The organism is Cedecea davisae DSM 4568, from assembly GCF_000412335.2.
GTDB lineage: Bacteria > Pseudomonadota > Gammaproteobacteria > Enterobacterales > Enterobacteriaceae > Cedecea > Cedecea davisae.
On the sequence record NZ_KE161030.1, the window covers coordinates 2,601,802 to 2,625,778 of the forward strand.

A 23,977-nucleotide genomic window follows, 5' to 3' on the forward strand; every position below is an offset into this window, starting at 1 on the left:
AAAGATTGTTTTAGTTTAAAAAAATATGTTAAGGTTGCGCCCGTCGTTGGGGAGTAGCCGATTTCCATGCTGGATGGAAATGTACATGTCAACATACTCGTTATATCCGCTTAAGAGATAAACGTGGCATGTACGCCTCAGAGTTCTGAGTAGGCGAGACCATAGGCACGCGCCATCGTAAAGTTGGGGATGGTTTGCGTGTATATGGATATCCCAACTGAGGCGCACCGATGAATATCTCCGCAACAATCCTTCTTGCTTTTGGCATGTCCATGGACGCTTTCGCGGCTTCCATTGGTAAAGGCGCCACGCTCCATAAACCCAAATTTTCCGAAGCACTTCGCACCGGCCTTATCTTTGGCGTCATTGAAGCCATTACCCCGCTTATCGGCTGGGGGCTTGGCCTGCTGGCAAGCCAGGTGGTGCTTGAGTGGAACCATTGGGTGGCCTTTATTCTGCTGGTATTTCTCGGCGGGCGTATGGTACTGGAAGGCTGCCGCAACGTGGGGCCGGAAGACGCACCCAAAATTCACCGTCACGGATTCTGGCTACTGGTAACTACCGCCATTGCCACCAGCCTTGATGCAATGGCCGTCGGCGTGGGCCTGGCCTTCCTTCAGGTGAATATCATTCAAACGGCTTTAGCCATCGGCTGCGCAACCGCCATTATGTCTACCCTTGGCATGATGGTTGGCCGCTTTATTGGGCCGATCCTCGGCAAACGTGCCGAGATCCTCGGCGGTATCGTGCTAATTGGTATTGGCTGCCAGATTATGTACAGCCATTTCGCGGCGTTTAGCTAATCAGTCGCGCTGCCAGACCCGAATAACAAAATCCGTTTCACAGATAAACGCCGCCTGGGCCTTGAGCTGCTCCCATACTTCGGGGCGGGCGCGCCAGGCAAACGGCGTCATTTGCAGCAGGGCTGCCGCTTCATCACCGTTCAGGGTCATCGGCCAGGCGGGTTGAAGCGTCTGCTGTAGCGTAAAGCCCGGCATTTCTTCAACTTCCTCGCTGTGCAGCACGATATCCTGGTAGATAAGCCCTTTTAGCTGCATCAAATGGCGCGGGCCGGGTGTTGCCGTAATAACCACGCCTCCGCTTTTAACCACTCTCGCCAGCTCCTGCGGTTTGCAGGGGGCAAAGATACGCACGATAGCGTCCATACTCTCGTCGGCAAAAGGCAGACGATGGCTTGAAGCCACGCAGAAATGAACGTCCCGGTAGCGTTTAGCGGCATAGCGAATGGCGACTTTTGATACGTCCAGCCCCCAGGTTTCCCCGCCCTGCTCCGCGACGACATCAGCGAAGCCCGCGGTGTAATAACCTTCACCGCAGCCGATATCCAGCAAAGCAGCAGGCCTAACTCCGGCTAAAATCCCACAAATTGCGTCACGTAATGGCTGGTAATGCCCGGCATCCAGGAAGGCGCGTCTCGCCTGCATCATTTCACCGCTGTCACCGGGGTCTTTCGAACGTTTATGCTGAACGGGCAGCAAATTAACATAGCCTTCTTTGGCGATATCAAATTGATGCCCCTGAGGGCAGCGATAGCTGTTCGCGCTGTTGGCAAGCACGGTATGACAAAGCGGGCAAAGCCAGGACATAAAAAACTCCGGAGGCAATAAAGGGCGCAAGTGTAACGCCCCGTTTGCCAAACCGCTACATTGCCGCGCGATCGTTGGTTATTTTGTTCAGCACCATCATGCTGTTGTCGCCTGCGGGCAGGCCGTCTGGCTCAATGTTCTCCAGCCGCAATACGTCGCCCATGATCTGGCTAAAGACCGGGGCAGAAACCGCGCCGCCGTAATATTTGCCGTTTGACGGGTCGTTAATGACAACCACCAGGGCATAACGCGGGTTGCTGGCAGGTGCCACGCCCGCCGTGTAAGCGATGTACTGATCGACATACTTCCCGTCAGGGCCGATTTTCTTGGCAGTACCGGTTTTTACCGCCACACGATAACCATGAACCGCGGCCTTGACGCCGCCGCCGCCAGGAAGAGCAACGCTTTCCATCATATGCTCGACCTGGTGAACTATCTCTTCCGACATCACTCTTTTGCCTTCAACCGGGGGATCGACGCGCGTTATCGACAGCGGGCGCGAAATACCGAAACTGCCGATGGTGGCGTAGACGTGCGCCAGTTGAAGCGGCGTCACCATCAGGCCGTAGCCAAAGGCGAAAGTTGCCCTGTCCAGTTGGCCCCAGCGCTGGCGCACCGGCAGCAGGCCACGGCTCTCACCGGTTAGCCCGATAGCGGTTGGTACACCAAAACCGAATTTGTGGTAGGTATCCCAGATATCCTGAATCGGCATCGCCAGTGAAAGGCGAGACACGCCGGTATCGCTCGATTTTTGCAGCACGCCGGTGAGAGTCAACTGCGGATAGTAGCCCACGTCGCGGATATGGTGGCCATCAAGGGTGAAAGGATGCGTGTCGATAACGCTGTCCGGCCTGACAATGCCCTGCTGGAGCGCGGTCATTACCACCATAGGTTTCACCGTCGAACCGGGTTCGAAGGTATCGCTGATGGCACGATTACGGAAGTCATCCAGCTTCGCGTTATCGCGGTTGTTAGGGTTGAAGGTTGGATAATTTGCCATCGCCAGCACTTCACCGGTTTGCACATCGATGACCACCGCCGCGCCGGACTCCGCTTTGTTCCATGAAACGGCGTTGCTCAACGCATCTTCGGTGACGGTTTGCAGGCGCTCATCAATGCTGAGCATAATGTTGTGGGCCGGGCTGGCTGGCGTTTCGGTAATATTCTCCACAACATGACCATAGCGATCTTTGCGCACCAGGCGCTCGCCTTCTTTCCCGGTCAGCTGTTGATTAAAGCTTTTCTCAATCCCTTCAATGCCCTGGTCGTCGATATTGGTGAAACCAATCAGGTTCGCCCCCACGCGCCCGGCCGGATAAAAACGCCGCGACTCGTCACGCAGGGCAATACCGGGAATATTGAGCTTATCAATATAGTGAGCCTGCTGGGGATCGAGCTGGCGGGCCAGATAAATAAAGCGGCCGCGCTCGTTGCTATGAATACGGGCGGAAATTTCGCTGAGGGGAACGTGCAGCGCCGATGCCAGAGCCTGCCAGCGGCTGTTCACCAGCACGCCGCCCTTCTCCATCACCGTTTTTGGGTCAGCCCACACGGCTTCTACCGGCACACTCACCGCCAGAGGTTTACCGTTGCGGTCTTCAATCATGCCACGAGGGACGTCAATCGGCTCTTCGCGCAGGGAGCGCATATCCTCCTGCTTAACCAGATTATCCGGAGAGATGATTTGCAGCCAGGCAATACGCCCGAGCAAAAACACCAGGCTCACGGTGATGGCTACGCACAGCAGCCCAAATCGCCACTGGATAAAATTACCGGTTAACGCCGGAATACCCTTCTTCACAACCACTCCTTGCACGACCTAAGCAATTGAAAGATTTAACCAGATTGGAGGGATTTTACCGGGGTAACAGTGCTAAAACCTTCGCAGGTTTGCAACAAGAGGCAACAAATGCGTCAGTTTGTTAATATTTTGAAAAACAGAGGCTTAACAACAGGCATGAAAAAGCCCCACCGAAGCGGGGCTTTTATCTCAATTCGGCGTTATTCGCGCCTGAGCTCTAATCCAGCAGAATTAGATGGCAGTCACGTTAACTGCAGCAGGGCCTTTCTGGCCGTCCTGGATTTCGAATTCAACGTTCTGGCCTTCAGCCAGAGTTTTGAAGCCGTTACCCTGGATAGCAGAGAAGTGTACGAATACATCTTTGCTGCCGTCTGCAGGAGTAATGAAGCCAAAACCTTTAGACTCGTTGAACCACTTAACTTGACCTTTAATCTTTGCCATTTTGCAAAATTCCTTAGATTGTATTCTTCGCCCGCAGGCATAACATAGATAAAACAGAGACGTTACTGCATGAGGCACTAATATAAGGCTCGGCAGAGAAGCGGTATTCAACGACAACGTGTTTACTCAGGACTTCTTTACTGAAAATGCCACACATAAACAGAACTGTACCTCGTTTAACCCAACGTGTTATCACACACAACGTAAACAATGGCAAGCCATTTTTAAGCATGTGTCGATCTGCCGCACAGATTCAGAAAGTTACACGGTTGCTTTAAGTAATCAACTCGCGCTTTTTGAATATAAATTTCACCATAAAAAGTTGCCGCAACAGACTGTGTTACAAGAAAATTTTGGCAACTTTTGAACCTTAGCTTAAACCTTACTTTTCGTCCAGATGTCAGGCCAACAAAATCATATTTTGAGAATATATCTTTATGATTTTTTATGCATATCTATGCACAAAATGACCTAACGCAAGTCACAGCGAAACGCGGGCCAATTTCACCGCTGTGTTTTTTCTGAACAAAGGAATAAAACATGCGCAGTCGGCTAATAATACTGCACCAAAATAATGAAAGTTTAATGACATATTGCCCCATGATAAGGCAATAAAAACGTTTCGATGAATTATCCCGCGATTACGGAAGGTGATTTAATTTAACAAAATAGAATAGTGATGACGGGGAATAATATTTAATCCTTATTTCTTCAATAAGGGCAAACTTTGACCAATGCGCAGCGGCGAAAAGCCTTCCGGGCTTTCCCCGGCCTGTTCCAGCGCTTCGCGCAATTCCTGCGGCGGTTTATCCAGCGACTCATCGGCTAATTCAAACACACCCCAGTGGATTGGAATCGTGGTCGGTTTACCCATCGATCTCCACAGCTTCACCGCCTGCTGCGGGTCCATATGGTGGTCGCCCATGAACCAGCGCGGCTCGTAGGCTCCAATCGGCAACGCCGCCATATCAAACGGCCCAAGCCGCCGGTAAATTTCCTCCAGCGATTCGGTATAACCCGAGTCGCCGCTAAACCAAAACCGCAGCGCGCCCCGCTCCACTACCCAGCCGCACCACAGCGAGCGGTTCCTGTCCCAGAAACTCCGCATACTCCAGTGCTTTGCAGGCACGGCGGTGAAAGCCATCCCTTGCCAGTTAAAACTTTGCCACCAGTCCAGCTCCGTTACCTGCTCAATTCCGCGTTTGCTGAACCAGGATTTCAGGCCGAGCGGCACGAAGAAATGCACGTTCGGGAAACGACGCACCAGTTGGCGAACGGTTTTAGTGTCCAGATGATCGTAGTGATTATGGGAGATGAGGACCACATCCAGCTGCGGTAGCTGTTTAATATTTAGCGGAACTTCGGTTCGCCGGGCGGGGCCAACGAAGGAAAGCGGCGATGCCCGGCGAGAAAAAACGGGATCGGTCAGTAAATAGTTGCCATTAAGTCTTAATAACAGGCTGGCATGCCCCAGCCACCAGGCACGGTCATCGCTGCCGCTAAGGCTTACCTGTTGCCACCAGTTTTGTATAAAAGCGGAGTAGCCTGAAGCGGGAGGTTTTGGAAGCTGCTGCGCTTTACGTTCCTGACGCCAGCGCTTTACGGCGCCCGGCTGGCGAACAGAGGGCTCCGGATTGCGGAACCCATCGGGAAGATGGTGGGATAACTGCGGATTATACCAGGGGTTTTTCCAGCTCATCCCACCTCCGGTGCGCTTAGCGCTCTGCTACCAGACGAACAAAATCGTCGTCAACGTCTTCTTCCTGCGCTTTTGCAACAGGCTTTTGCTCCTGCTCCGGCTCGTTTGCTTCACACAGACGGCGCAGCAGCGCGTTTTGACGTTTTTGCAAGTCAACCAGCTCTTCGAGCAGCGCGATTTGCTCGTTTGCACGACCGCTGGCTCGATTCACAAAAAACCACAGTACAAGGCCAATAATCAGCGTCACCAGCGAGATAGCCAGCGGCATGAAACTCAAAGCACCAAAACTCAATTCGTTCATCTTACCACCTCAATAAAAAAAGCATTCTACACCTGAGGCAGGGAGAGAAAAATCACTACCAGGGGATAAATTTGTTAATGGTACAAATGCCGCTGAAAAACTGCACATCCTGGTCGCACATCACATTTATCATTTGAGTCCATAACAGCAGGCAGGCAACGACAATAACTAAAACAATCACCCATCTGTACTTTCTCACTGCTACGCCACCTTTTGACCGTATAATTTCGCCAATTTAACACCATCCACATAAACTATAAGTAACGATTCCTGCTTTTTTATTTCAGAATCATCAGATTGTGACGCCTATAGATCAAAGTAAGATGTTTACTGTTCCTGATTGATACATGAGGTATCTATGCGCTTTATTATCCGTACTGTTGTCGTTATCGCATTGATCTGGATTGGATTATTGCTATCCGGCTATGGCGTTCTCATTGGCAGCAAAGAAAATGCCGCAGGGCTTGGATTGCAGTGCAAATATCTGACCGCACGTAATACCGTTACCGCGCAGTTTATTCACACAGACAGCGGTATCATCGGTTTAACCGACTGCCCGATACTACGCAAAACTGATACACCCATTGATAACGGCTAATAATGAAGCCGCCGCGCTGCACCGCGCGGCTTAGCCAGACGCTCAGAAAGGATAGTGATTGTAGCCCAGCTCCCGGGAGACGCTGCCGGCGGCCTGATGAAGAATTTTAACGTACTCCTCCAGCCGCTCTTCACTGTAGCGCAACGTTGGGAAAGAGATGCTCATACCCGCCGTCACTACGCCAAAACGGTCAAATACCGGCACCGCCACGCAGCGAATGCCCTCCTCCTGCTCTTCATTATCTTCGCCGTAGCCCTGTTCGCGAACGATATCCAGCACCGGTAATAATGCTTCAGTGCTGCAAATCGTGCGATCGGTACTGCGGAAATATTCCACCGGGCTGAGAATATCAAGCACCTCAGGCCGCTCGCGCCAGGCCAGAAGAACTTTGCCAATCGCGGTACTATAAAGCGGGTTGCGTCGCCCTACCCTGGAGTACATACGCAGGTTATAGAGCGAATCGATTTTGTGAATATAGACGATGCTGCTGTCATCCAGCGCCCCAAGGTGAATGGCCTCTCTGGTCTGGCGGGAGAGTTCTCGCATTTGCACGTCGGCGCTGCGAATAAGATCGACATTCTGCAATGCGCTGCTGCCCAGTTCGAACAGCTTGAGGGTAATAGAGTATTTTTCCGACTCATCTTCCTGGGCAACGTAGCCAAGGGATTTCATGGTTTGCAGGAAGCGATAGACGGTGCTTTTGGACATCATCACGCGCTGAGCCAGCTCGGTGATCCCCATTTCTTTCTCTTCGCCGAGGGCCTGCAAAATGCCGAACACTTTCAACACGGAAGAAACTGAATCTGGTTGCTTATCGGGGTCTACAAGCGCCATTCATCACCTCGATCTTGTTTATTTTATAAAAATCGGAACTGCTTTTTAGTATATGCGTCGCCCCGCGAGCACCGCAATCAAAGCCTGCTGATTCGTTACAAATCTGCGGCATAACGCGAAGGGATTAATGATAAATTAACTACTCTCCTGACGAATTTAGACAGCACAATTTATAGTATGGATAAACTCTTGTCCGACGGCATCCCTGCGCCTCAGCGCTATGGCGCAATACTCACCATCGCACTGGGTATCATGATGGCCGTTCTGGATGGCGCTATCGCCAACGTTGCCCTGCCCACGATTGCACACGATCTTAATGCCAGCCCGGCTGAATCAATCTGGGTGGTAAACGCCTATCAAATTGCGATTATTGTCTCCCTGCTTTCGCTCTCTTTCCTTGGCGATATCTTTGGTTACCGGCGTATTTATCAATGCGGGCTGATGCTGTTCTGCCTGACGTCGTTATTTTGCGCGGTTTCTGACTCTCTGCCGATGTTAACCTTTGCGCGCGTATTGCAGGGCTTTGGCGGTGCGGCATTAATGAGCGTCAATACCGCGCTTATCCGCCTGATCTATCCCCAGCGCCAGCTTGGCCGTGGCATGGGTCTGAATTCGTTTATTGTTGCCGTATCCTCCGCAGCCGGGCCGACCGTGGCCGCCGCCATCCTCTCCGTTGCCTCCTGGCAGTGGCTGTTCTTGATTAACGTACCGATTGGTATTGTGGCTCTGGTTCTGGCGCTGCGCTATTTGCCGCCTAATCAGCAAAAATCTCAGGGCCAGCGTTTCGATATGCCGAGTGCGATAATGAATGCCCTGACCTTTGGCCTGCTGATTTCAGCTATCAGCGGATTTTCTCAGGGTCAGCCCGCCCCGTTGATCATTGGCGAACTGGTCGCGCTTGCGGTCGTGGGTTATTTCTTTATTCGCCGCCAGCTCAAACTCCCTTTCCCGCTGCTGCCGGTTGATCTGCTGCGCATCCCAATTTTTTCACTGTCGATAGGCACATCCATATGCTCGTTCGCCGCGCAAATGCTGGCCCTGGTTGCTCTGCCCTTTTTCCTGCAAACCACCCTCGGGCGCAGTGAAGTGGAGACGGGGCTGCTGCTGACTCCGTGGCCGCTGGCAACAATGGTGATGGCTCCGCTCGCGGGCTACCTGATCGAACGCCTCCACGCCGGGCTGATGGGGGCCGTGGGGCTGGCCGTTATGGCTTGCGGATTATTCGCCCTGGCGCTGCTGCCGCATAATCCGTCCGATATCGATATCATCTGGCGCATGGTGCTTTGCGGGGCGGGTTTTGGCCTGTTCCAGTCGCCTAACAACCACACTATTATCTCTTCGGCTCCTCGTCACCGCAGCGGCGGAGCCAGCGGAATGCTGGGCACGGCGCGTCTGCTCGGCCAAAGCTGCGGCGCTGCGCTGGTGGCGCTTATGTTCAACCTGTTTACCACCGGCGGCACTCACGCTTCGCTGGTGCTGGCGGGTATTTTTGCCACCGTTGCCGCCATCGTCAGCGGATTACGAATGTCCCAGCCCCGCGCGCAGGCATAAAAAAAGCGTGCCGCTCAGGGCACGCTTTTTACTTCAAGACTTCGTTTATTTCAGGTATTCGCCGCTGCGCAGCGCTTCGATACGTTTGTCCAGCGGCGGGTGAGTCATAAACAGCTCGCTCATCGACTTCGCCTTACCATTGATGCAAAACGCCATCATGCTGCTGGCTTCCTGCGGCTCATAGCTGGTTTTCAGACGCTGCAACGCGGCAATCATCTTCTCACGACCTACCAGCTTCGCAGAGCCTGCATCCGCATGGAATTCACGGTGACGTGAGAACCACATGGTAATGATGCTGGCCAGAATACCAAACACCAGCTCCAGCACCGTAGCGATAGCGAAATAGACCATCGGGTTACCGTTGCTACTTTCGTTATCATCTCTGTTCCCGGACAGGAAGCCGGAAGCCACCTGAGCGATGATACGAGAGATAAAGATAACGAAGGTGTTCACTACGCCCTGAATCAGGGTCATGGTCACCATGTCGCCGTTGGCGATGTGGCTAATTTCGTGGGCGATAACCGCTTCGGCTTCGTCACGACTCATGTTCTGCAACAGACCCGTGCTGACCGCCACCAGGGAGGCGTTACGGCGCGCCCCGGTAGCAAACGCATTGATATCCGGCGCGTGATAAACCGCAACCTGCGGCATCGCGATGCCCGCCTGCTGCGACTGCTGGCGCACGGTTTCAACTAACCAGCGCTCAGTTTCGTTACGAGGCTGCTCAATCACCTCCCCCCCTACCGAACGTAATGCCATCCATTTTGACATCAGCAGGGAAATAAATGAGCCGCCAAAGCCAAACAGCACCGCCATGATCATCAGACCCTGAACGCTGCTCGACTGGATCCCCGTCAGGCTTAGCACCAGCCCGAAAACGACCATCACCGCAAGGTTGGTCAACAGGAAAAGCCCGATACGCATCATAATTTTCTTTTTACCTCGGTTAAAAACACGCTCTTTGCGCTCCACAACATCGTAGGGGCGCGCCGCCTATTTTCAAGCATCTCGAGCCGCCAAGTGATTAATAATACATAACTTTACATTTTGTATGCATTTGTCTTACATCGCTGGAGACAGATAAAAAAATGGGCACCGTTTCGGGTGCCCATCGGGGAGTTATTTCGCGGGAGCCGGCTGCTCTGCCGGTCTGTCCTGCTCCATACCGGCAAGATCGATGGCGATATGAACCGTTTCATCAAGATACGGATCGGGCTCCTGGTAATCCTTAGGCAGATCGTCCAGTTTCTTGAGCGGTGCCTTGCCTTCGCGTTTATAGCGGTCATTGATACGAGCCAGGCGGGTAGCATCGTCTTCCAGGTTCTCTTTTTCACGCTGGGCGTAATTAAGGGAAACGATGTTGCGCTTCTCTTTCAGGGCATTGAAACGGGCAATGTCCTTCACGATGTACTGGAACTCAGGATCTTTAGCGATGCGATCCTCATGCTGCTTCAGAAGCTCCGGCTCAAATGGCGTTAAGTCACCGGTCTTGACGTAGGTCGCGGCATTGATGCTATCCCACGGCAGGGCGTTATCTTCAAACTTCTCGCCGGTTTCCGTCTGCTCGGTGCCGGTAGGCATCATGATGTCCGGAGTAACACCTTTACGTTGGGTACTGCCGCCGTTGATGCGGTAGAACTTCTGAATGGTGTACTGAACAGAGCCAAGCGCAGGCCATTCCGGGCGCAGCATCTGATCGTAGATGCGGTTCAGGGAACGGTACTGCTGGACGGTGCCCTTGCCAAAGGTCGGCTCGCCGACAATCAGCGCACGGCCATAATCCTGCATCGCGGCGGCAAAGATTTCCGAAGCCGAGGCGCTGAAGCGGTCAACCAGCACCACCAGCGGCCCTTTGTAGTAAACCACGCCGTCGGTATCGCTATCTTCACGGACTTTACCGTTGTTGTCGCGAACCTGAACCACCGGGCCACTCGGAATAAACAAGCCGGAGAGCGAAACCGCTTCAGTCAGCGCCCCGCCGCCGTTGGAGCGGAGATCGATTATCACGCTCTTAACGTTCTGTTTTTCCAGCTTCTGCAGCTGAACTTTGACGTCATCCGTCAGGCCAACGTAGAAGCCTGGAATATCCAGCACCCCAACTTTGTCCTTGCCGACGGTTTTTACAGACATTTTCACGGCGCGATCTTCAAGACGGATGCGCTCGCGGGTCAGCGTGACGATACGCGTTTTAGTGCCTTTGCCTGCGGGCAGGATCTCAAGGCGAACCTTGCTGCCTTTCGGGCCTTTAATAAGCGCAACCACGTCATCCAGACGCCAGCCGATAACGTCAACCATCGGCTTACCGGTCTGGCCAACGCCAACAATGCGGTCACCCACGGTAATCGATTTGCTCTTCGCCGCCGGACCACCGGCAACCATAGAGTTAATCAGCGTATAGTCATCATCCATTTGCAGAACGGCACCGATCACTTCCAGAGAAAGGCTCATTTCGGTGTTGAACTGCTCGGTGCTGCGCGGAGAAAGATAGTTGGTATGCGGGTCGATTTCGTGCGCAAAGGCGGTCATTGCCAGCGAGAACACGTCTTCGCTGTTGCTTTGCGCCAGGCGGCGAATCGCAAACTGATAACGCTTGGTCAGCGTTTCACGAATTTCCTGCTCGGTTTTACCCGTCAGCTTCAGGCTTAACTCGTCGTATTTAACCTTTGCGTCCCAGAGCTTATCCAGCTCATCAACGCTGGTTGGCCACGGCAGCTTACTGCGGTCCAGGTTTATGGTGTCGTTGCCGGTGAAGTCCATCGGCTTAGCCAGCACCTTCAGCGCGTACTGATAACGTTCAAAACGGCGCTTCTGACCCAGATTGTATAAATCGTAAAACACATCGAGCTTGCCGGAACGTAACTCATCGCCAATCTGCCCCTTTCTGGCGGCAAACTGCGCTACGTCACTTGCCAGCAGCACGTTGTGGCTGTAGTCGAGCAGGTTCAGGTAGCGGTCAAAGATTTTTGCCGAGAAGTTAGCGTCCAGATCGAACTGACGATAATGCGAGCGGGTGAAGCGAGAGGTAACACGCTCGCTCACCGTCGCGTGCTGAGGCTCTTCCTTTAACTGCGGAATTTGGTCAGCACGGGTGATGTTGTCCAGGGCCAGGGCACTGCCTGCCACGAACAGCAGGCTGGCGATAGCCGTAAGCTTAAAGAGTTTGTTCATGCCTGAGTCAGGCCTCCGTTTCAGAACTGCAAGTGTTCTGCGCGTACGATCATTGCCATACCAGAAGTCAGCTGTACACGGACGCCATCTTTGGTAATTTCCAGGACGGTTGCATCCATTGCGTTGTTGCCTGCTTTGACTTTAATGGCCTGTCCAACCTGCAGAGCTGAAATATCGGTCACCGGCGTACGGCGCTCTTCGCGCACTGCCTTAGGAGCCGGTTTTTCTGCGCGAGGTTTGCGCTCTGCACCTTCTTTACGACGCGGTGCAGCGGCCGGGCGCGGTTTGCGTTCGCGGCGTGGCGCTTCTTCCGTTACGCCAGCGGCGGCGGCAGCTTCACGCTTCTTCGCCTGCTGTTCGGCGCGCTGTGCCTGCACGCGAGCTTTTGCTTCTTCAAGCTGCTGGCGAGCGTGCTCTACGTGCTGCTCATCCAGCTCACCGCACGGGTTGCCATCAAGATCTACGCGAGTCGCGCCAGCCTTGATGCCGTACAGGTAACGCCAGCTTGAGGTATAAAGACGTAATGCCGAGCGAAGCTGAGTTTTGCTGAGGCTCATTTCGCCTTCAACACGAGAGACTAAGTCCTGGAAGATACCAATCTTCAGAGGACGTGCTTCACCTTCAGCACTAAAACAGTGCGGAAAACGCTCTGCCAAAAATGCGATAACTTCTTTACTGCTATTCAACTTAGGTTGATTTTCCATGAAATTTCCTGATTACAACGGAATTGCCAATAAGCCGCAGGCATGAACAGGCGACATTATAATGACGCCATCGCTAAATGCCACGTTATCCGTTGCTTATCATGCTATCGGGAGAAGAATTTTTTAAAATCGGTGCCGCTAAGCACATCTGAAAGCAGAGAAACCAGGGTTTTTAAGCCGATTTCGTCTTCTTCTGAAAAACGCCCAAACTCGGTGCTGTCGATATCAAGCACGCCGATAACCTGGCCGTCTACCGCCAGCGGCAGCACGATTTCAGAATTACTGGCAGCGTCACAGGCGATGTGGCCGTCAAAGGCATGTACGTCTTCAACACGCTGGATGGTGGCTGTCGCTACCGCGGTGCCGCATACGCCTTTACCTACCGGGATGCGCACGCAGGCGATTTTGCCCTGGAACGGGCCAAGTACCAGCGTGTCTGCTTCAAGAAGATAGAATCCTGCCCAGTTCACCCCTTCCAGGCGCTCAAACAGCAAGGCACTGGTATTGGAGAGGGTTGCGAGAAAACTGGTTTCTCCTGCCATTAACGCACTAAAATCGCGGTTCAAATCCGCGTAAAATTGCTCTTTGTTCATTTAATAACCGTTATGTTGTCTTACTCAACTTCATAGCATACTAAAATAAGCATTAAATGCGCTGTGCCACAAGGTGTATCATTTTATGAATTACTATAGGCTAAATGAATAATTCAGATAACAACGCTCCCGGCTTACGACGCAACATGAAAATATACGCCATCAGTCAGGTTCTGCCGCAGGCACGTTATCAGCGTTGTCCTCAATGCGATACCCTTTTCTCACTGCCGCCGGTCAAATCAACACAAAGTGCCTATTGCCCCTGCTGCAACGCTCGCGTCCACCACGGCCGCGACTGGTCATTAACTCGCCTCGGGGCGATGGCGATTGCCATGCTGGTACTGATGCCCGTCGCCTTTTCCGACCCGCTTTTACGCATTTATCTACTTGGCACCCGCATTGATGCCAACGTGTTCCAGGGGATCTGGCAAATGGCCAACCAGGGCGATGTGCTGACCGCTGCCGTCGTTTTGTTCTGCGTAATAGGCGCTCCGGCAACGCTGGTGGCGGCGATTGCTTATCTCTGCTTTGGCAATATCCTCGGCATGAATCTGCGTCCGGTGCTGCTGATGCTGGATAAGCTCAAAGAGTGGGTGATGCTCGATATCTATCTGGTGGGCATCGGCGTCGCGTGCATTAAAGTCAAAGAATATGCGTTTATCCAGCCGGGGCCGGGGCTTGTCGCTTTTATCGCGCTGGTGATCCTCAGCCTGTTGACCATGATCCACCTGAATATTGAGCAGCTCTGGGAACGCTTCTATCCCCAGCGCGCTCCCCGCGCCTTCAACGCCCAGCTGCGCGTCTGCCTCGGCTGCCATTTTACCGGCATCCCGGACGCCCGCGGCCGCTGTCCGCGCTGCCATATTCCAATGCGTCACCGCCGCAAGCAGAGCTTACAAAAATCTTGGGCGGCGCTGATAGCCTCTCTGGTCTTCTTGCTTCCTGCCAACCTGCTGCCTATTTCGATTATCTACGTCAACGGGGCGCGCCAGGAAGACACGATTATGTCGGGCATACTGTCATTAGCTCACAGTAATATCGGCGTGGCTGCGGTGGTATTTATCGCCAGTATCCTTGTGCCGTTTACTAAAGTTATCGTATTGATTACGCTTCTTATCAGTATTCACTTTAAATGCCAGCAGGGGTTAAGAACCCGCATGCTGCTGCTACGCTTTGTCACCTGGATTGGCCGTTGGTCAATGCTCGATCTGTTTGTTATCGCCTTAATGATGTCGCTGGTTAATCGTGACCAGCTATTAGCTTTTACGATGGGCCCCGCCGCGGTGTTTTTCGGCGCGGCGGTTATATTAACTATTCTTGCCGTTGAATGGCTGGATAGCCGACTACTTTGGGACGCACATGAGTCAGGAAACGCACGCTTCACCGACTGAGGCGCGAATTAAAACAAAACGCCGGATCTCACCCTTCTGGCTGTTACCTATTATTGCGTTACTGATAGCCAGCTGGCTTATCTGGACGACTTACCAGGAACGTGGCAACACCGTTACTATCGACTTTATTTCCGCCGATGGCATCGTCGCTGGCCGAACGCCGGTGCGCTACCAGGGCGTGGAAGTCGGCACGGTACAAAGCATTAGCCTGAGCGATGACCTGCGTAAAATCGAAGTTAAGGTCAGCATCAAAAGCGACATGAAAGACGCGCTGCGTGAAGATACTCAGTTCTGGTTGGTGACGCCAAAAGCTTCGCTCGCCGGCGTTTCCGGCCTCGATGCGCTGGTCGGCGGGAACTACATCGGCATGATGCCGGGTAAGGGAGAACCGCAGGATCACTTTACCGCGCTCGATACCCAGCCTAAATATCGGCTGGATAACGGCGAGCTGATGATTCATCTCCACGCCCCGGATCTCGGTTCGCTCAATAGCGGCTCGCTGGTTTATTTCCGCAAAATTCCGGTTGGCCGGGTGTATGACTACGCCCTCAATAAGAACAAACAGGGCGTCACCATCGACGTGCTTATCGACCGCCGCTTCACCAATCTGGTGAAAAAAGGCAGCCGCTTCTGGAACGTTTCTGGCGTGAAGGCAGACGTGGGCCTGGGCGGGGCGAAAGTGCAGCTTGAAAGCCTGGCGGCGCTGGTCAACGGGGCTATCGCCTTCGACTCGCCGGAGCAATCCGCCCCGGCGAAAGCCGATGACGAGTTCGGTCTGTATGAAGACCTGGCCCACAGCCAGCGCGGGGTGATAATCAAACTCGGCCTGCCGGGCGGCAGCGGCCTCAAAGCGGGTTCGACCCGGCTGATGTACCAGGGCCTGGAAGTCGGCTCGCTGACCAAACTGAACCTCAATCCTGAAGGCACGGTAACCGGCGAGATGACCGTTGACCCGGGCGTGGTTAGCCTGATGCGCAGCGGAACGCGTATCGAGCTACGCAGCCCGAAAATCTCCCTCGATAATCCAAACATCAGCAGCCTGCTTACCGGCAGCACCTTTGAGCTGGTGCCGGGGGAAGGTGAACCGCAGGACCACTTCACGGTATTGCCGAGCGATAAAACGCCGCTCCAGCAGCCGAATGTGTTAACCCTCTCGCTCACAGCGCCGGAGAGCTACGGCATCGACGCCGGGCAGCCGGTTATTCTGCACGGCATTCAGATTGGTCAGGTGCTTGAACGCAGCCTGACGGCGAAGGGGGTCACTTTCTCCGTTGCCATCGACCCGCAGTATCGCCATCTGTTACAGGGCGACAGCAAGTTCGTTGTTAACAGCCGTATCGACGTCAAACTCGGTATGGACGGCGTTGAATTCCTGGGCGCCAGCGCCAGCGAGTGGGTCAACGGCGGTATTCGCGTACTGCCCGGCAGCAAGGGTGAAATGAAAAGCAGCTATCCGCTGTTTGCCAACATTGATAAAGCGGTTGAAAACAGCCTGAGCGATCTCCCGACCACCACGCTGACCCTCACGGCCAGCAGCCTGCCTGACATCCAGACCGGCTCCGTGGTGCTGTATCGTAAGTTCCAGGTTGGGGAAATCATTACCATTCGCCCACGCGCCAATAATTTCGATATCGACGTACACATCAAGCCCGAGTATCGCAGCCTGCTAACGCCGAACACCGTGTTCTGGGCTGAAGGCGGCGCTCGCGTTCAGCTCAACGGCAGCGGATTGACGGTTCAGGCCTCGCCGCTTTCCCGTGCGCTGAAAGGTGCCATCAGCTTTGATAACCTCTCAGGCGCAAGCGTCGGGCAGGTGAAAGGCGAGAAACGCGTGCTTTATGCATCAGAAACCGCCGCGCGGGCGGTAGGTAGCCAGATAACGCTTCACACCTTTGACGCAGGGAAACTCTCCGCCGGCATGCCAATTCGCTACCTGGGGATTAATATCGGCCAGCTTGAGTCCCTGAATCTTACCCAGTCGCGTAGTGAGGTTGAAGCCAAGGCAGTGCTGTACCCGGAATATGTTTCCACCTTTGCCCGGGCAGGTACGCGCTTCTCGGTAGTGACACCGCAAATCTCTGCGGCAGGCGTCGACCATCTGGATACCATTTTCCAGCCTTACATCAACGTAGAGCCGGGCAATGGCGGCCCGCGCCGCGACTTCGAGCTCCAGGAAGCTTCGATTACCGACTCCCGTTATTCAGACGGCCTGAGCATTGTGGTCGAAGTTCCGGAAGCTGGGGCGCTGAGCATCGGCACGCCGGTTCTGTTCCGCGGCATTGAAGTCGGGACGGTAACCGGAATGACGTTGGGCAACCTCTCCGACCGCGTGATGGTTGGCCTGCGCATCAGCAAGCGCTTCCAGCATCTGGTCCGCGACAGCTCGGTATTCTGGCTGGCTTCTGGCTACAGTCTGGACTTTGGCCTGACCGGCGGCGTGGTGAAAACCGGCACCTTCAATCAGTTCATTCGCGGCGGTATCGCCTTTGCAACGCCGCCGGGCACGCCGCTGGCGCCGAAAGCCGAGCCGGGCAAACACTTCCTGCTGCTGGAAAGCGAGCCAAAAGAGTGGCGTCAGTGGGGAACCGCTCTGCCGCGTTAACCCTCAGGCCCCGGTGCTCAACCGGGGCGATTCCGTGCTAAACTGCGCCCCTTATTTTTTCCAGGGGCGTTTTTCATGGCTCAACCTACTGCCGTTTATCTTCCGCAAGCTTTCCTCGACGCTATTCGCGAGGCGCTTCCCGCCGACCAGACGCTGGAAAGCTTTATCGAATACTGCCAGCTACCGCTGCGCCGCAGCCTTCGGGTGAACACGCTGAAGATAACCGTGAGCGACTTTTTAGCGCTTGTTGCGCCTTACGGCTGGCGGCTGACGCCGGTTCCGTGGTGCGAAGAGGGCTTCTGGATTGAGCGCGATGATGAAAATACGCTTCCCCTGGGCAGCACCGCCGAACATTTAAGCGGCCTTTTTTACATCCAGGAAGCCAGCTCGATGCTGCCGGTTGCCGCCCTGTTTGCCGATGGTAACCAGCCGGAACGCATCATGGATGTGGCCGCTGCCCCGGGATCCAAAACCACCCAAATAGCCGCCCGATTGGGCAACAATGGAGCGATCCTCGCCAACGAGTATTCGGCCAGCCGGGTAAAGGTGCTGCACGCCAACATCAGCCGCTGCGGCATCAGCAACGTTGCCCTGACCCATTTTGACGGCCGCGTTTTTGGTGCAGCCCTGCCGGAAGCTTTTGACGCTATTTTGCTGGACGCCCCCTGTTCCGGCGAAGGCGTGGTGCGTAAAGACCCCGATGCGCTTCGCAACTGGTCACCGGAAAGCACGGCAGAGATTGCCAATACGCAGCGTGAGCTGATTGAAAGCGCGTTCCATGCTCTTCGCCCAGGAGGCACGCTGGTTTACTCTACCTGCACGCTAAACCGCGAAGAAAACCAGGAAATCTGCCAGTGGCTACTGGACACTTACCCGCAGGCGGTTGAAATTGCGCCTCTTGGCGAGCTTTTCCCCGAGGCGAAACGCGCTCTTACGCCGGACGGTTTCCTGCACGTCTTCCCGCAGATCTACGACTGTGAAGGTTTTTTCGTTGCGCGCCTGCGCAAAACCGCATCTATCGAACAACTTCCCGAGCCGGGTTATAAAGTAGGGAAATTCCCCTTTGCGCCAATGAAAGGCAAAGCGGCAGCCGATGTTACGGCGGCGGCTGAAAAATCGGGCTTAATCTGGGGAGACCAGCTTCGCCTGTGGCAGCGGGATAAAGAGATCTGGCTGTTCCCGACTGAAATAGAGCCGCTTATCGGCAAAGTGCGCTTCTCCCGAATTGGCCTGCGCCTGGCTGAACAGCACAATAAAGGCTTCCGCTGGCAACACGAAGCGGTGATTGCCCTGGTAAAAAGTGACAATCCGCTTTGCTTCGAGCTGAGCGAACCGGAGGCCGAAGAGTGGTATCGTGGGCGGGATATTTATCCTGAAGTGACACCGTCACGCGATGAGGTGATTGTCACTTTTCAGAGGCAACCGCTCGGCCTGGCGCGCAAAGTGGGTTCACGCCTGAAAAACAGCTACCCGCGGGATCTGGTGCGCGACGGTAAGTTATTTGCCGCACCCCGGGCCGAATAAAGAAATAAGCACTTTTTAATTTGGCAATTTGTGCTGCCTTGACTACGCTGAAAATGGGGCGACCTACTGGTCATACCACCTGCCGCAGATAACAAGGAGCGCAAGATGACAAAAACCAATGTCCGAATCGGTATATTCGAAATCGACGATGCCGAATTACACGGTGAACAGCAGGGGGATCGGACGTTAAGCATCCCCTGCAAATCCGACCCTGACCTGTGCATGCAGCTGGATGCGTGGGACGATAAAACCTCTATTCCCGCCGTACTGGACGGTGAACATTCCGTTCTTTACCTTCAACATTACGACCAGCAGCGTGATGCCTGGGTCATGCGCCTTGCCTGACTCAAGATGAACCCGTCTCCCGGACGGGTTATTTCCATGACAAACAGCCGAAAAACGTGGTTTTCGACCATTTGGGGCAAGTCAGAAAACATTATTCATTGTTTTTGTCAGACCGAAGTTCAGGATTTTTAAATCAATGAACTTTATCGGCAGTCTCCCCGTCCTCATGACGGGTTATTTTAAAGGTTTATTCCCCCTATCCTGCCAGCTCCCCTACACTTAAACCAAACGAAGCGGTTCAGAGGCGCTAATGTTTGCTTTGGTTTTATTCGTTTGTTACCTGGATGGCGGCTGCGACGATCTGGTTCTTGAGGTGTTTAATACCGAACGCCAGTGCCTGAGCGCGATGAGCGAGCAGCGCATGCGCCACGGCGGCTGTTATCCGGTTGAAGAGTTTATCGATGGGTTCTGGCGGCCTGCTCAGGAATACGCTGATTTCTGAGTGGATTCAGGCCGCCTGTTAAGGGATTAGCGGTTAAGCGGGCGAACCAGCATTCTTACCTGCTTATTGTGATAGCCCACATAGTGCTGAAAACGGAAGCCAAAACGCTCCGCCAGCCGAATCGAGCACTGATTGTCGTCGTCAATAATGCAGCATACCGGCACATCGAAGCACTCATCCGCCCAGCCCAGCACCGCTTCCAGAGCTTCTACCGCATAACCTTTGCCGTGAGCCGTTGGAATTAACGTCCAGCCCGCCTCAGGGTATTCCAGCTCAGGAGTCAGGTCGCGCTGAGCATTCTGAAAGCCGAACGCCCCGACAAAATGGCCGCTTTGCTTCTCAAACAACGCCCAGTAGCCATAGCCCAGAGCCTGCCAGTGGCCGATGTAACGCAGCAGCCTTCCCCAGCTCATTTCTTTATCCTGTGGTTTGCCGCCGCCGATAAACTTCACCATTTCCGGGTCAGACCAGCAGGCAACCAGGGCCGGGTAATCGTCCAGCGTAAAATGACGCAGGATCAGACGCTCTGTTTCAATTCGTGGTGCTTCGGTAAACATAATAACTCCCGCAAAATTTATTCTTGTAATCGCTGCCGTATGCCCGCTTTGCTGGCGTAGATAATAGCGCACAGCAGCAGGCTAAACAGCGCGGTGCTGAGAAAAACGCCCGCCCCGGTCAGGGTTAACATCACTCCGCCGATTAACGGCCCCAGCGCAATACCAAGCGTGGACAAAGTGGAAGCGCCCAGATAAGCCCCCCGGTGTTCATCCGGCGCAAGCTGATCCAGCAGGATGTTCAGGTTCGGCATCAAAATCGCCTCTCCAATACTGAAAACGATAGTCACGCCCACCCATAGCAGAGCATCCGGGGCGCGCACCGACCAAAACAGCAGTTGGGAAAGCGCGAAAATAGCCCCGCCCAGCAGAATACGGTTAGGCAAGCTAACCCGGGCCAGGAAGCGCACCAGGAAAAGCTGAGCTATTAGCACGGTACAGGCGTTAGAAACCAGGATCAGCGTGATGAGCTTCACCGCGGCCTCCGCGTCGAGCGTCAGCAGGTAAAGCGGCACCACGGACTCATAGTGAACAAACACCACGGCGCATAAAATACTGCACATCAGCGCGGCGACAAAAAGTTTATCGCGGGCGATGATAAGCATAATATCCCTCAGCCTTATAGTCGGCGCTGACTGCGTTTTATCACTGATTAACTTTCCCGCAGGAATATAAAGCAAGGTATAAACCAGCAGCGGCAAATAGCTTATTGCGGTAATTACGAAGGTGCCTTTTTGCGACGTAAGCCCAAATGCTATTCCCACCAGCGGGCCGGTTACCGCGGCAACGTTGACGAGGTAATAACGTATTTGCAGCGCCAGCGCGCGGCGGCGGCGGTCGCCTAATAAATCGCTCATCAGGGCTCTGATCGGCGGCTCAACCCAGGCGAAGCAGACCCCGACAATCATTAATCCCATGATAAATAGAGTCATCCCGCCCGCCAGCCCCAACAGGGCATAACCGACAAAAGATAAAGCGCACCCAAGAGACAATATGCCGCGCCGCCCCAGCTTGTCAGACAGCTGGCCGCCGTACATGCCCAGCCCTACGGCCAGCAGCGCGCTGCTGGTCATCGCTATTCCGACCGAAACCGGCGACAGATGGTAATTACGGGTCATTATCACCGTCATAAACGGCCATGCCATAAAATAACTGAAGCGAATAACCAAAGTAAAAAACAGCAGCGCAATCACCGTAGACGGGAAGGTTTTTAGCGTTTGAATAAAACCCGGCGTAGCGTCCTCCCGGACGGCATATTTTGTCGTCATAATTTTTCCTGTTAATTATCGTTATAGTGGAGGCGGGGCCGCTTGCAGATAAATAAGCGGTTAAATAGTAATAAGATATTCCGAAAGGTGCCGCAACGGAAATGTTGCAGGATTGTTTAATTCCCGAGCTTATGATTCAAAGGGTCTGGAAGGCAGCGAAATGTAGTGAAAAATTGTGACGTACTGCTCAAAAAGTGGTGTTTAATTCTGCATCAATAAAAAGTGAAATCGGCAACCAAAAGCTGCCGATTAAATACTAAAGCTTGCCGCTTAAACGCTGATGGAAATCGGCGCTGCGTACATCCAGGCCAATAATCTCGACGTCGGCATTGTAACGCCGGTATCGGGTTTCAACCGCATCCAGGACGGCAACCGTTGAGGCGTCCCAAATCTGAGCATGGGTCAAGTCGATAATCACCCGCTGCGGATCGTCGGCATAGTGAAAATGCTCCACCAAATCATTGCTGCTGGCAAAAAATAGCGGGCCACGGACCCGGTAGGTCACCGCGTTTCCATCATCAGAAAGCTGACGCTCCGCTTTTACCACATGCGCAATGCGGCGAGCGAACAGCATCATAGCGAAAATCACTCCGCCCAGCACGCCCAGGGCCAGGTTGTCCGTATAAACGGTGACAGCGACGGTGGTCAGCATCACCAGCGTTTCAGGGACCGGCATCCTGCGCAGAGTCGCGGGCGAGACGCTGTGCCAGTTCAGCGTTTTCACCGCAACAATCATCATGATTCCGGCCAGCACCACCATAGGAATTTTTGCCATGACGGAGCTTAACGCCGTGACCAGGAGCAGCAGTACCAGCGCCGCAGACAGAGTAGAAAGCCGCGTGCGCCCTCTCCCCAGCTCTACGTTAACAATGGTTTGGCCAATCATCGCGCAGCCCGCAATCCCCCCATAAAAACCAGCAAAGATATTGGACAGGCCAAGCCCCCAGCACTCGCGGCGTTTACTGGAAGGCGTATCGGTCAGCTCATCCACCAGTTTGGCCGTGAGCAGTGACTCCATAAGCCCGACGAAAGCGATGCTCAGCGCGCAAGGCCAGATAATGTGCAGCGTCTCCATATTGAGCGGAACCAGCAGTTCAGTTAACCCCGGCAGCCCTGCCTTCATTGGCCCGCTGTCGCCAACGGTAGGCAGCGTCCAGCCCATTGCAACGCTGGCGGCGGTCACCAGCACAATCGCCACCAGCGGCGAAGGCACGGATTTGAGCACTCTGGGTAGAAGTAAAACCACGGCAAGCGTAATAGCGAATAGCACCCAGACCAGCTGGCTTTGTCCCCATACGTGCGGCACCTGAGCAAAGAAAATCAGTATCCCCAGAGCGTTTACAAAACCGGTCATCACCGACAGCGGAATATAGCGCATCATGCGCGCCAGGCCCGTCACGCCGAACAGGATCTGAATACCTCCGGCCAGCACAACCGCGGGCAGGATGTAGCCCACGCCATACTGGTGCACCATCGGCCCAATAACCAAAGCTACCGACCCGGCAGCGGCGGTAACCATCGCCGGACGTCCGCCAAGTATCGACATCGCCAGGCACAAGACAATGGAAGCGATTAGGCTGACTTTGGGGTCAACTCCGGCAATCAGCGAGAAAGAGATAACTTCGGGGATTAGCGCCAGGGCAGTGACCACCCCGGCTAAAATTTCGCGCTGGATCAGGCGCGGCGAACGAAGCACGGCGCGAAGACTATTTTCACGCGCATGTTGAGCGGCAAGCTCGGTTTGGTTTGTCATAGTGAAATGCAGGCTTATTTGTTATGAACGCCGCGCCTCTACTGGAACGCGGTCAGCAAGGCGGGGATTGTAGCTTCGTCCCGGGCGTGATGCGAATTTTTGTGACCGGCATCATACTCCAATGCCGGAAAGCAAAGCACGAATTTAAAGACGCGGGCCGACGCCAAATTTCGGAGACTTAACGTTTGCCGCCCACAGCTTGATGTCCTTCTGAATTAACACCGTAAAATCTGAAGTCAGCCGTTCGACCACATAATTGGCCTGCGCGGCTTCGGCTATAACAAAATGCTCGAGAATTTTATCTTTGAGTGGAAAACAGCGATATTCCGCAGGAACAATTTTGCCGTCAATTTCCAGTTTTGCGCTGCGCCCGGCTTCGTCACAATTACCGCTTCGCGTATACGAAACAACCATATTTGCCGATTCAAACCCGGCGTTACCGATACTGACCAGCACCGGCTCGTGCTCGGCGGTCTGCGTCATGCCATACAGAACGCCATTCTTTTTATGCCAGGTATTATATTCTCTTTGCTGCTCTGCGCCGTGGGCGCCTGAAAGCGAAGCCGCCAAAAGCCCCACGGTAAACATTATTATTTTCATTACTCATCCTTACGCTCTCCTCCCTGAGACAGACAAACTAAAAAAACCACCAAGTCCGATATGATAAAACTTAGCGATGAAAAAAGTTGAATAAAAGCCCTACTCTTTTAGGTAGGTTCCCCCTCATACGACAGAATCTCTTGCGCAACAAATAATTAACAAAATCAGAAAAAAACGCTGGACGAAAAGCCCGCAAGTTAT

At 53.9% G+C, this 23,977-nt stretch carries 24 protein-coding genes and 1 riboswitch; of the genes, 8 read left to right on the forward strand and 16 right to left on the reverse strand.

Annotation, left to right across the window (positions count from 1 at the left end; translation table 11 throughout):
• Positions 1–36 precede the first annotated feature (36 nt).
• Positions 37–224, forward strand: a riboswitch (yybP-ykoY riboswitch).
• A gap of 6 nt (positions 225–230) precedes the next feature.
• Positions 231–803, forward strand: a complete 573-nt coding sequence (gene mntP, locus HMPREF0201_RS11805; protein WP_016536900.1) for a manganese efflux pump MntP — start codon at positions 231–233, stop codon at positions 801–803.
• Here mntP and rlmA read toward each other — a convergent pair whose 3' ends face one another.
• From rlmA to mgrB, 7 genes are all read right to left on the reverse strand, one after another.
• Complete coding sequence (rlmA, locus tag HMPREF0201_RS11810; RefSeq protein WP_039898332.1) at positions 804–1,607, reverse strand: 23S rRNA (guanine(745)-N(1))-methyltransferase; 804 nt, start codon at positions 1,605–1,607, stop codon at positions 804–806.
• 55 nt (positions 1,608–1,662) lie between these two features.
• Complete coding sequence (ftsI, locus tag HMPREF0201_RS11815) at positions 1,663–3,408, reverse strand: peptidoglycan glycosyltransferase FtsI (protein ID WP_039898333.1); 1,746 nt, start codon at positions 3,406–3,408, stop codon at positions 1,663–1,665.
• A 231-nt stretch (positions 3,409–3,639) separates the two neighbouring features.
• Entirely contained in the window at positions 3,640–3,849 is a 210-nt protein-coding gene (cspE, locus tag HMPREF0201_RS11820; protein WP_001062678.1) for a transcription antiterminator/RNA stability regulator CspE, read from the reverse strand.
• A gap of 13 nt (positions 3,850–3,862) precedes the next feature.
• The gene (locus HMPREF0201_RS22535; protein ID WP_016536904.1) at positions 3,863–4,006 is read right to left on the reverse strand and encodes a DUF2627 domain-containing protein; all 144 of its coding nucleotides are present in this window, start codon (positions 4,004–4,006) and stop codon (positions 3,863–3,865) included.
• Positions 4,007–4,552: 546 nt separating this feature from the next.
• The gene (locus tag HMPREF0201_RS11825; RefSeq protein ID WP_016536906.1) at positions 4,553–5,548 is read right to left on the reverse strand and encodes an MBL fold metallo-hydrolase; all 996 of its coding nucleotides are present in this window, start codon (positions 5,546–5,548) and stop codon (positions 4,553–4,555) included.
• A gap of 16 nt (positions 5,549–5,564) precedes the next feature.
• Positions 5,565–5,849 carry a YebO family protein gene (locus HMPREF0201_RS11830; protein ID WP_016536907.1) on the reverse strand — a complete coding sequence of 95 codons (285 nt, stop codon included), beginning with the start codon at positions 5,847–5,849 and terminating at the stop codon, positions 5,565–5,567.
• Between the two features lie 55 nt (positions 5,850–5,904).
• A complete protein-coding gene (mgrB, locus tag HMPREF0201_RS11835) occupies positions 5,905–6,048 on the reverse strand; it encodes a PhoP/PhoQ regulatory lipoprotein MgrB (RefSeq protein WP_016536908.1) in 144 nt (47 codons plus the stop codon).
• 159 nt (positions 6,049–6,207) lie between these two features.
• Between mgrB and HMPREF0201_RS11840 the strand changes: the two genes are divergently transcribed.
• A complete protein-coding gene (locus tag HMPREF0201_RS11840; protein WP_016536909.1) occupies positions 6,208–6,447 on the forward strand; it encodes a YobH family protein in 240 nt (79 codons plus the stop codon).
• A gap of 42 nt (positions 6,448–6,489) precedes the next feature.
• Here the strand turns inward: HMPREF0201_RS11840 and kdgR are convergent, their stop codons facing one another.
• On the reverse strand, positions 6,490–7,281 hold the full coding sequence (kdgR, locus tag HMPREF0201_RS11845) for a DNA-binding transcriptional regulator KdgR (protein ID WP_016536910.1): 792 nt from the start codon (positions 7,279–7,281) through the stop codon (positions 6,490–6,492).
• A gap of 177 nt (positions 7,282–7,458) precedes the next feature.
• Between kdgR and HMPREF0201_RS11850 the strand changes: the two genes are divergently transcribed.
• Complete coding sequence (locus HMPREF0201_RS11850) at positions 7,459–8,832, forward strand: MFS transporter (RefSeq protein WP_016536911.1); 1,374 nt, start codon at positions 7,459–7,461, stop codon at positions 8,830–8,832.
• Positions 8,833–8,877: 45 nt separating this feature from the next.
• On the opposite strand, the gene htpX is transcribed toward HMPREF0201_RS11850, so the two are convergent.
• The 4 genes from htpX to HMPREF0201_RS11870 form a co-directional block, all read right to left on the reverse strand.
• The gene (gene htpX, locus HMPREF0201_RS11855) at positions 8,878–9,759 is read right to left on the reverse strand and encodes a protease HtpX (RefSeq protein ID WP_039899336.1); all 882 of its coding nucleotides are present in this window, start codon (positions 9,757–9,759) and stop codon (positions 8,878–8,880) included.
• A 192-nt stretch (positions 9,760–9,951) separates the two neighbouring features.
• Complete coding sequence (prc, locus tag HMPREF0201_RS11860) at positions 9,952–12,000, reverse strand: carboxy terminal-processing peptidase (protein WP_016536913.1); 2,049 nt, start codon at positions 11,998–12,000, stop codon at positions 9,952–9,954.
• A 20-nt stretch (positions 12,001–12,020) separates the two neighbouring features.
• Entirely contained in the window at positions 12,021–12,704 is a 684-nt protein-coding gene (proQ, locus tag HMPREF0201_RS11865; protein WP_016536914.1) for an RNA chaperone ProQ, read from the reverse strand.
• A gap of 104 nt (positions 12,705–12,808) precedes the next feature.
• Positions 12,809–13,297: a GAF domain-containing protein gene (locus HMPREF0201_RS11870; RefSeq protein ID WP_016536915.1), complete on the reverse strand. Its 489-nt coding sequence runs from the start codon at positions 13,295–13,297 to the stop codon at positions 12,809–12,811.
• Positions 13,298–13,443: 146 nt separating this feature from the next.
• Here HMPREF0201_RS11870 and yebS point away from each other — a divergent pair, with 146 nt between their 5' ends.
• The 5 genes from yebS to HMPREF0201_RS11895 all read left to right on the forward strand — a co-directional run bounded on the left by yebS (position 13,444) and on the right by HMPREF0201_RS11895 (position 19,601).
• Entirely contained in the window at positions 13,444–14,688 is a 1,245-nt protein-coding gene (yebS, locus tag HMPREF0201_RS11875) for a membrane integrity lipid transport subunit YebS (RefSeq protein WP_371810706.1), read from the forward strand.
• The gene (locus HMPREF0201_RS11880) at positions 14,657–17,290 is read left to right on the forward strand and encodes a PqiB family protein (RefSeq protein WP_016536917.1); all 2,634 of its coding nucleotides are present in this window, start codon (positions 14,657–14,659) and stop codon (positions 17,288–17,290) included. Before yebS ends, HMPREF0201_RS11880 begins: the two co-directional genes overlap by 32 nt.
• Before the next feature lie 75 nt (positions 17,291–17,365).
• Complete coding sequence (gene rsmF, locus HMPREF0201_RS11885; protein WP_016536918.1) at positions 17,366–18,814, forward strand: 16S rRNA (cytosine(1407)-C(5))-methyltransferase RsmF; 1,449 nt, start codon at positions 17,366–17,368, stop codon at positions 18,812–18,814.
• 105 nt (positions 18,815–18,919) lie between these two features.
• On the forward strand, positions 18,920–19,159 hold the full coding sequence (locus tag HMPREF0201_RS11890; RefSeq protein WP_016536919.1) for a YebV family protein: 240 nt from the start codon (positions 18,920–18,922) through the stop codon (positions 19,157–19,159).
• A gap of 250 nt (positions 19,160–19,409) precedes the next feature.
• Entirely contained in the window at positions 19,410–19,601 is a 192-nt protein-coding gene (locus HMPREF0201_RS11895; protein ID WP_016536921.1) for a YdfD/YebW family protein, read from the forward strand.
• Between the two features lie 26 nt (positions 19,602–19,627).
• Here HMPREF0201_RS11895 and HMPREF0201_RS11900 read toward each other — a convergent pair whose 3' ends face one another.
• The 4 genes from HMPREF0201_RS11900 to HMPREF0201_RS11915 all read right to left on the reverse strand — a co-directional run bounded on the left by HMPREF0201_RS11900 (position 19,628) and on the right by HMPREF0201_RS11915 (position 23,776).
• Positions 19,628–20,158, reverse strand: coding sequence for a GNAT family N-acetyltransferase (locus tag HMPREF0201_RS11900; protein ID WP_016536922.1), 531 nt, complete (start codon positions 20,156–20,158; stop codon positions 19,628–19,630).
• A gap of 17 nt (positions 20,159–20,175) precedes the next feature.
• The gene (locus HMPREF0201_RS11905; protein ID WP_016536923.1) at positions 20,176–21,423 is read right to left on the reverse strand and encodes an MFS transporter; all 1,248 of its coding nucleotides are present in this window, start codon (positions 21,421–21,423) and stop codon (positions 20,176–20,178) included.
• Positions 21,424–21,679: 256 nt separating this feature from the next.
• Positions 21,680–23,176, reverse strand: coding sequence for a SulP family inorganic anion transporter (locus HMPREF0201_RS11910; protein ID WP_016536924.1), 1,497 nt, complete (start codon positions 23,174–23,176; stop codon positions 21,680–21,682).
• A 144-nt stretch (positions 23,177–23,320) separates the two neighbouring features.
• Positions 23,321–23,776 carry a hypothetical protein gene (locus tag HMPREF0201_RS11915; protein WP_016536925.1) on the reverse strand — a complete coding sequence of 152 codons (456 nt, stop codon included), beginning with the start codon at positions 23,774–23,776 and terminating at the stop codon, positions 23,321–23,323.
• Positions 23,777–23,977: the final 201 nt, after the last annotated feature.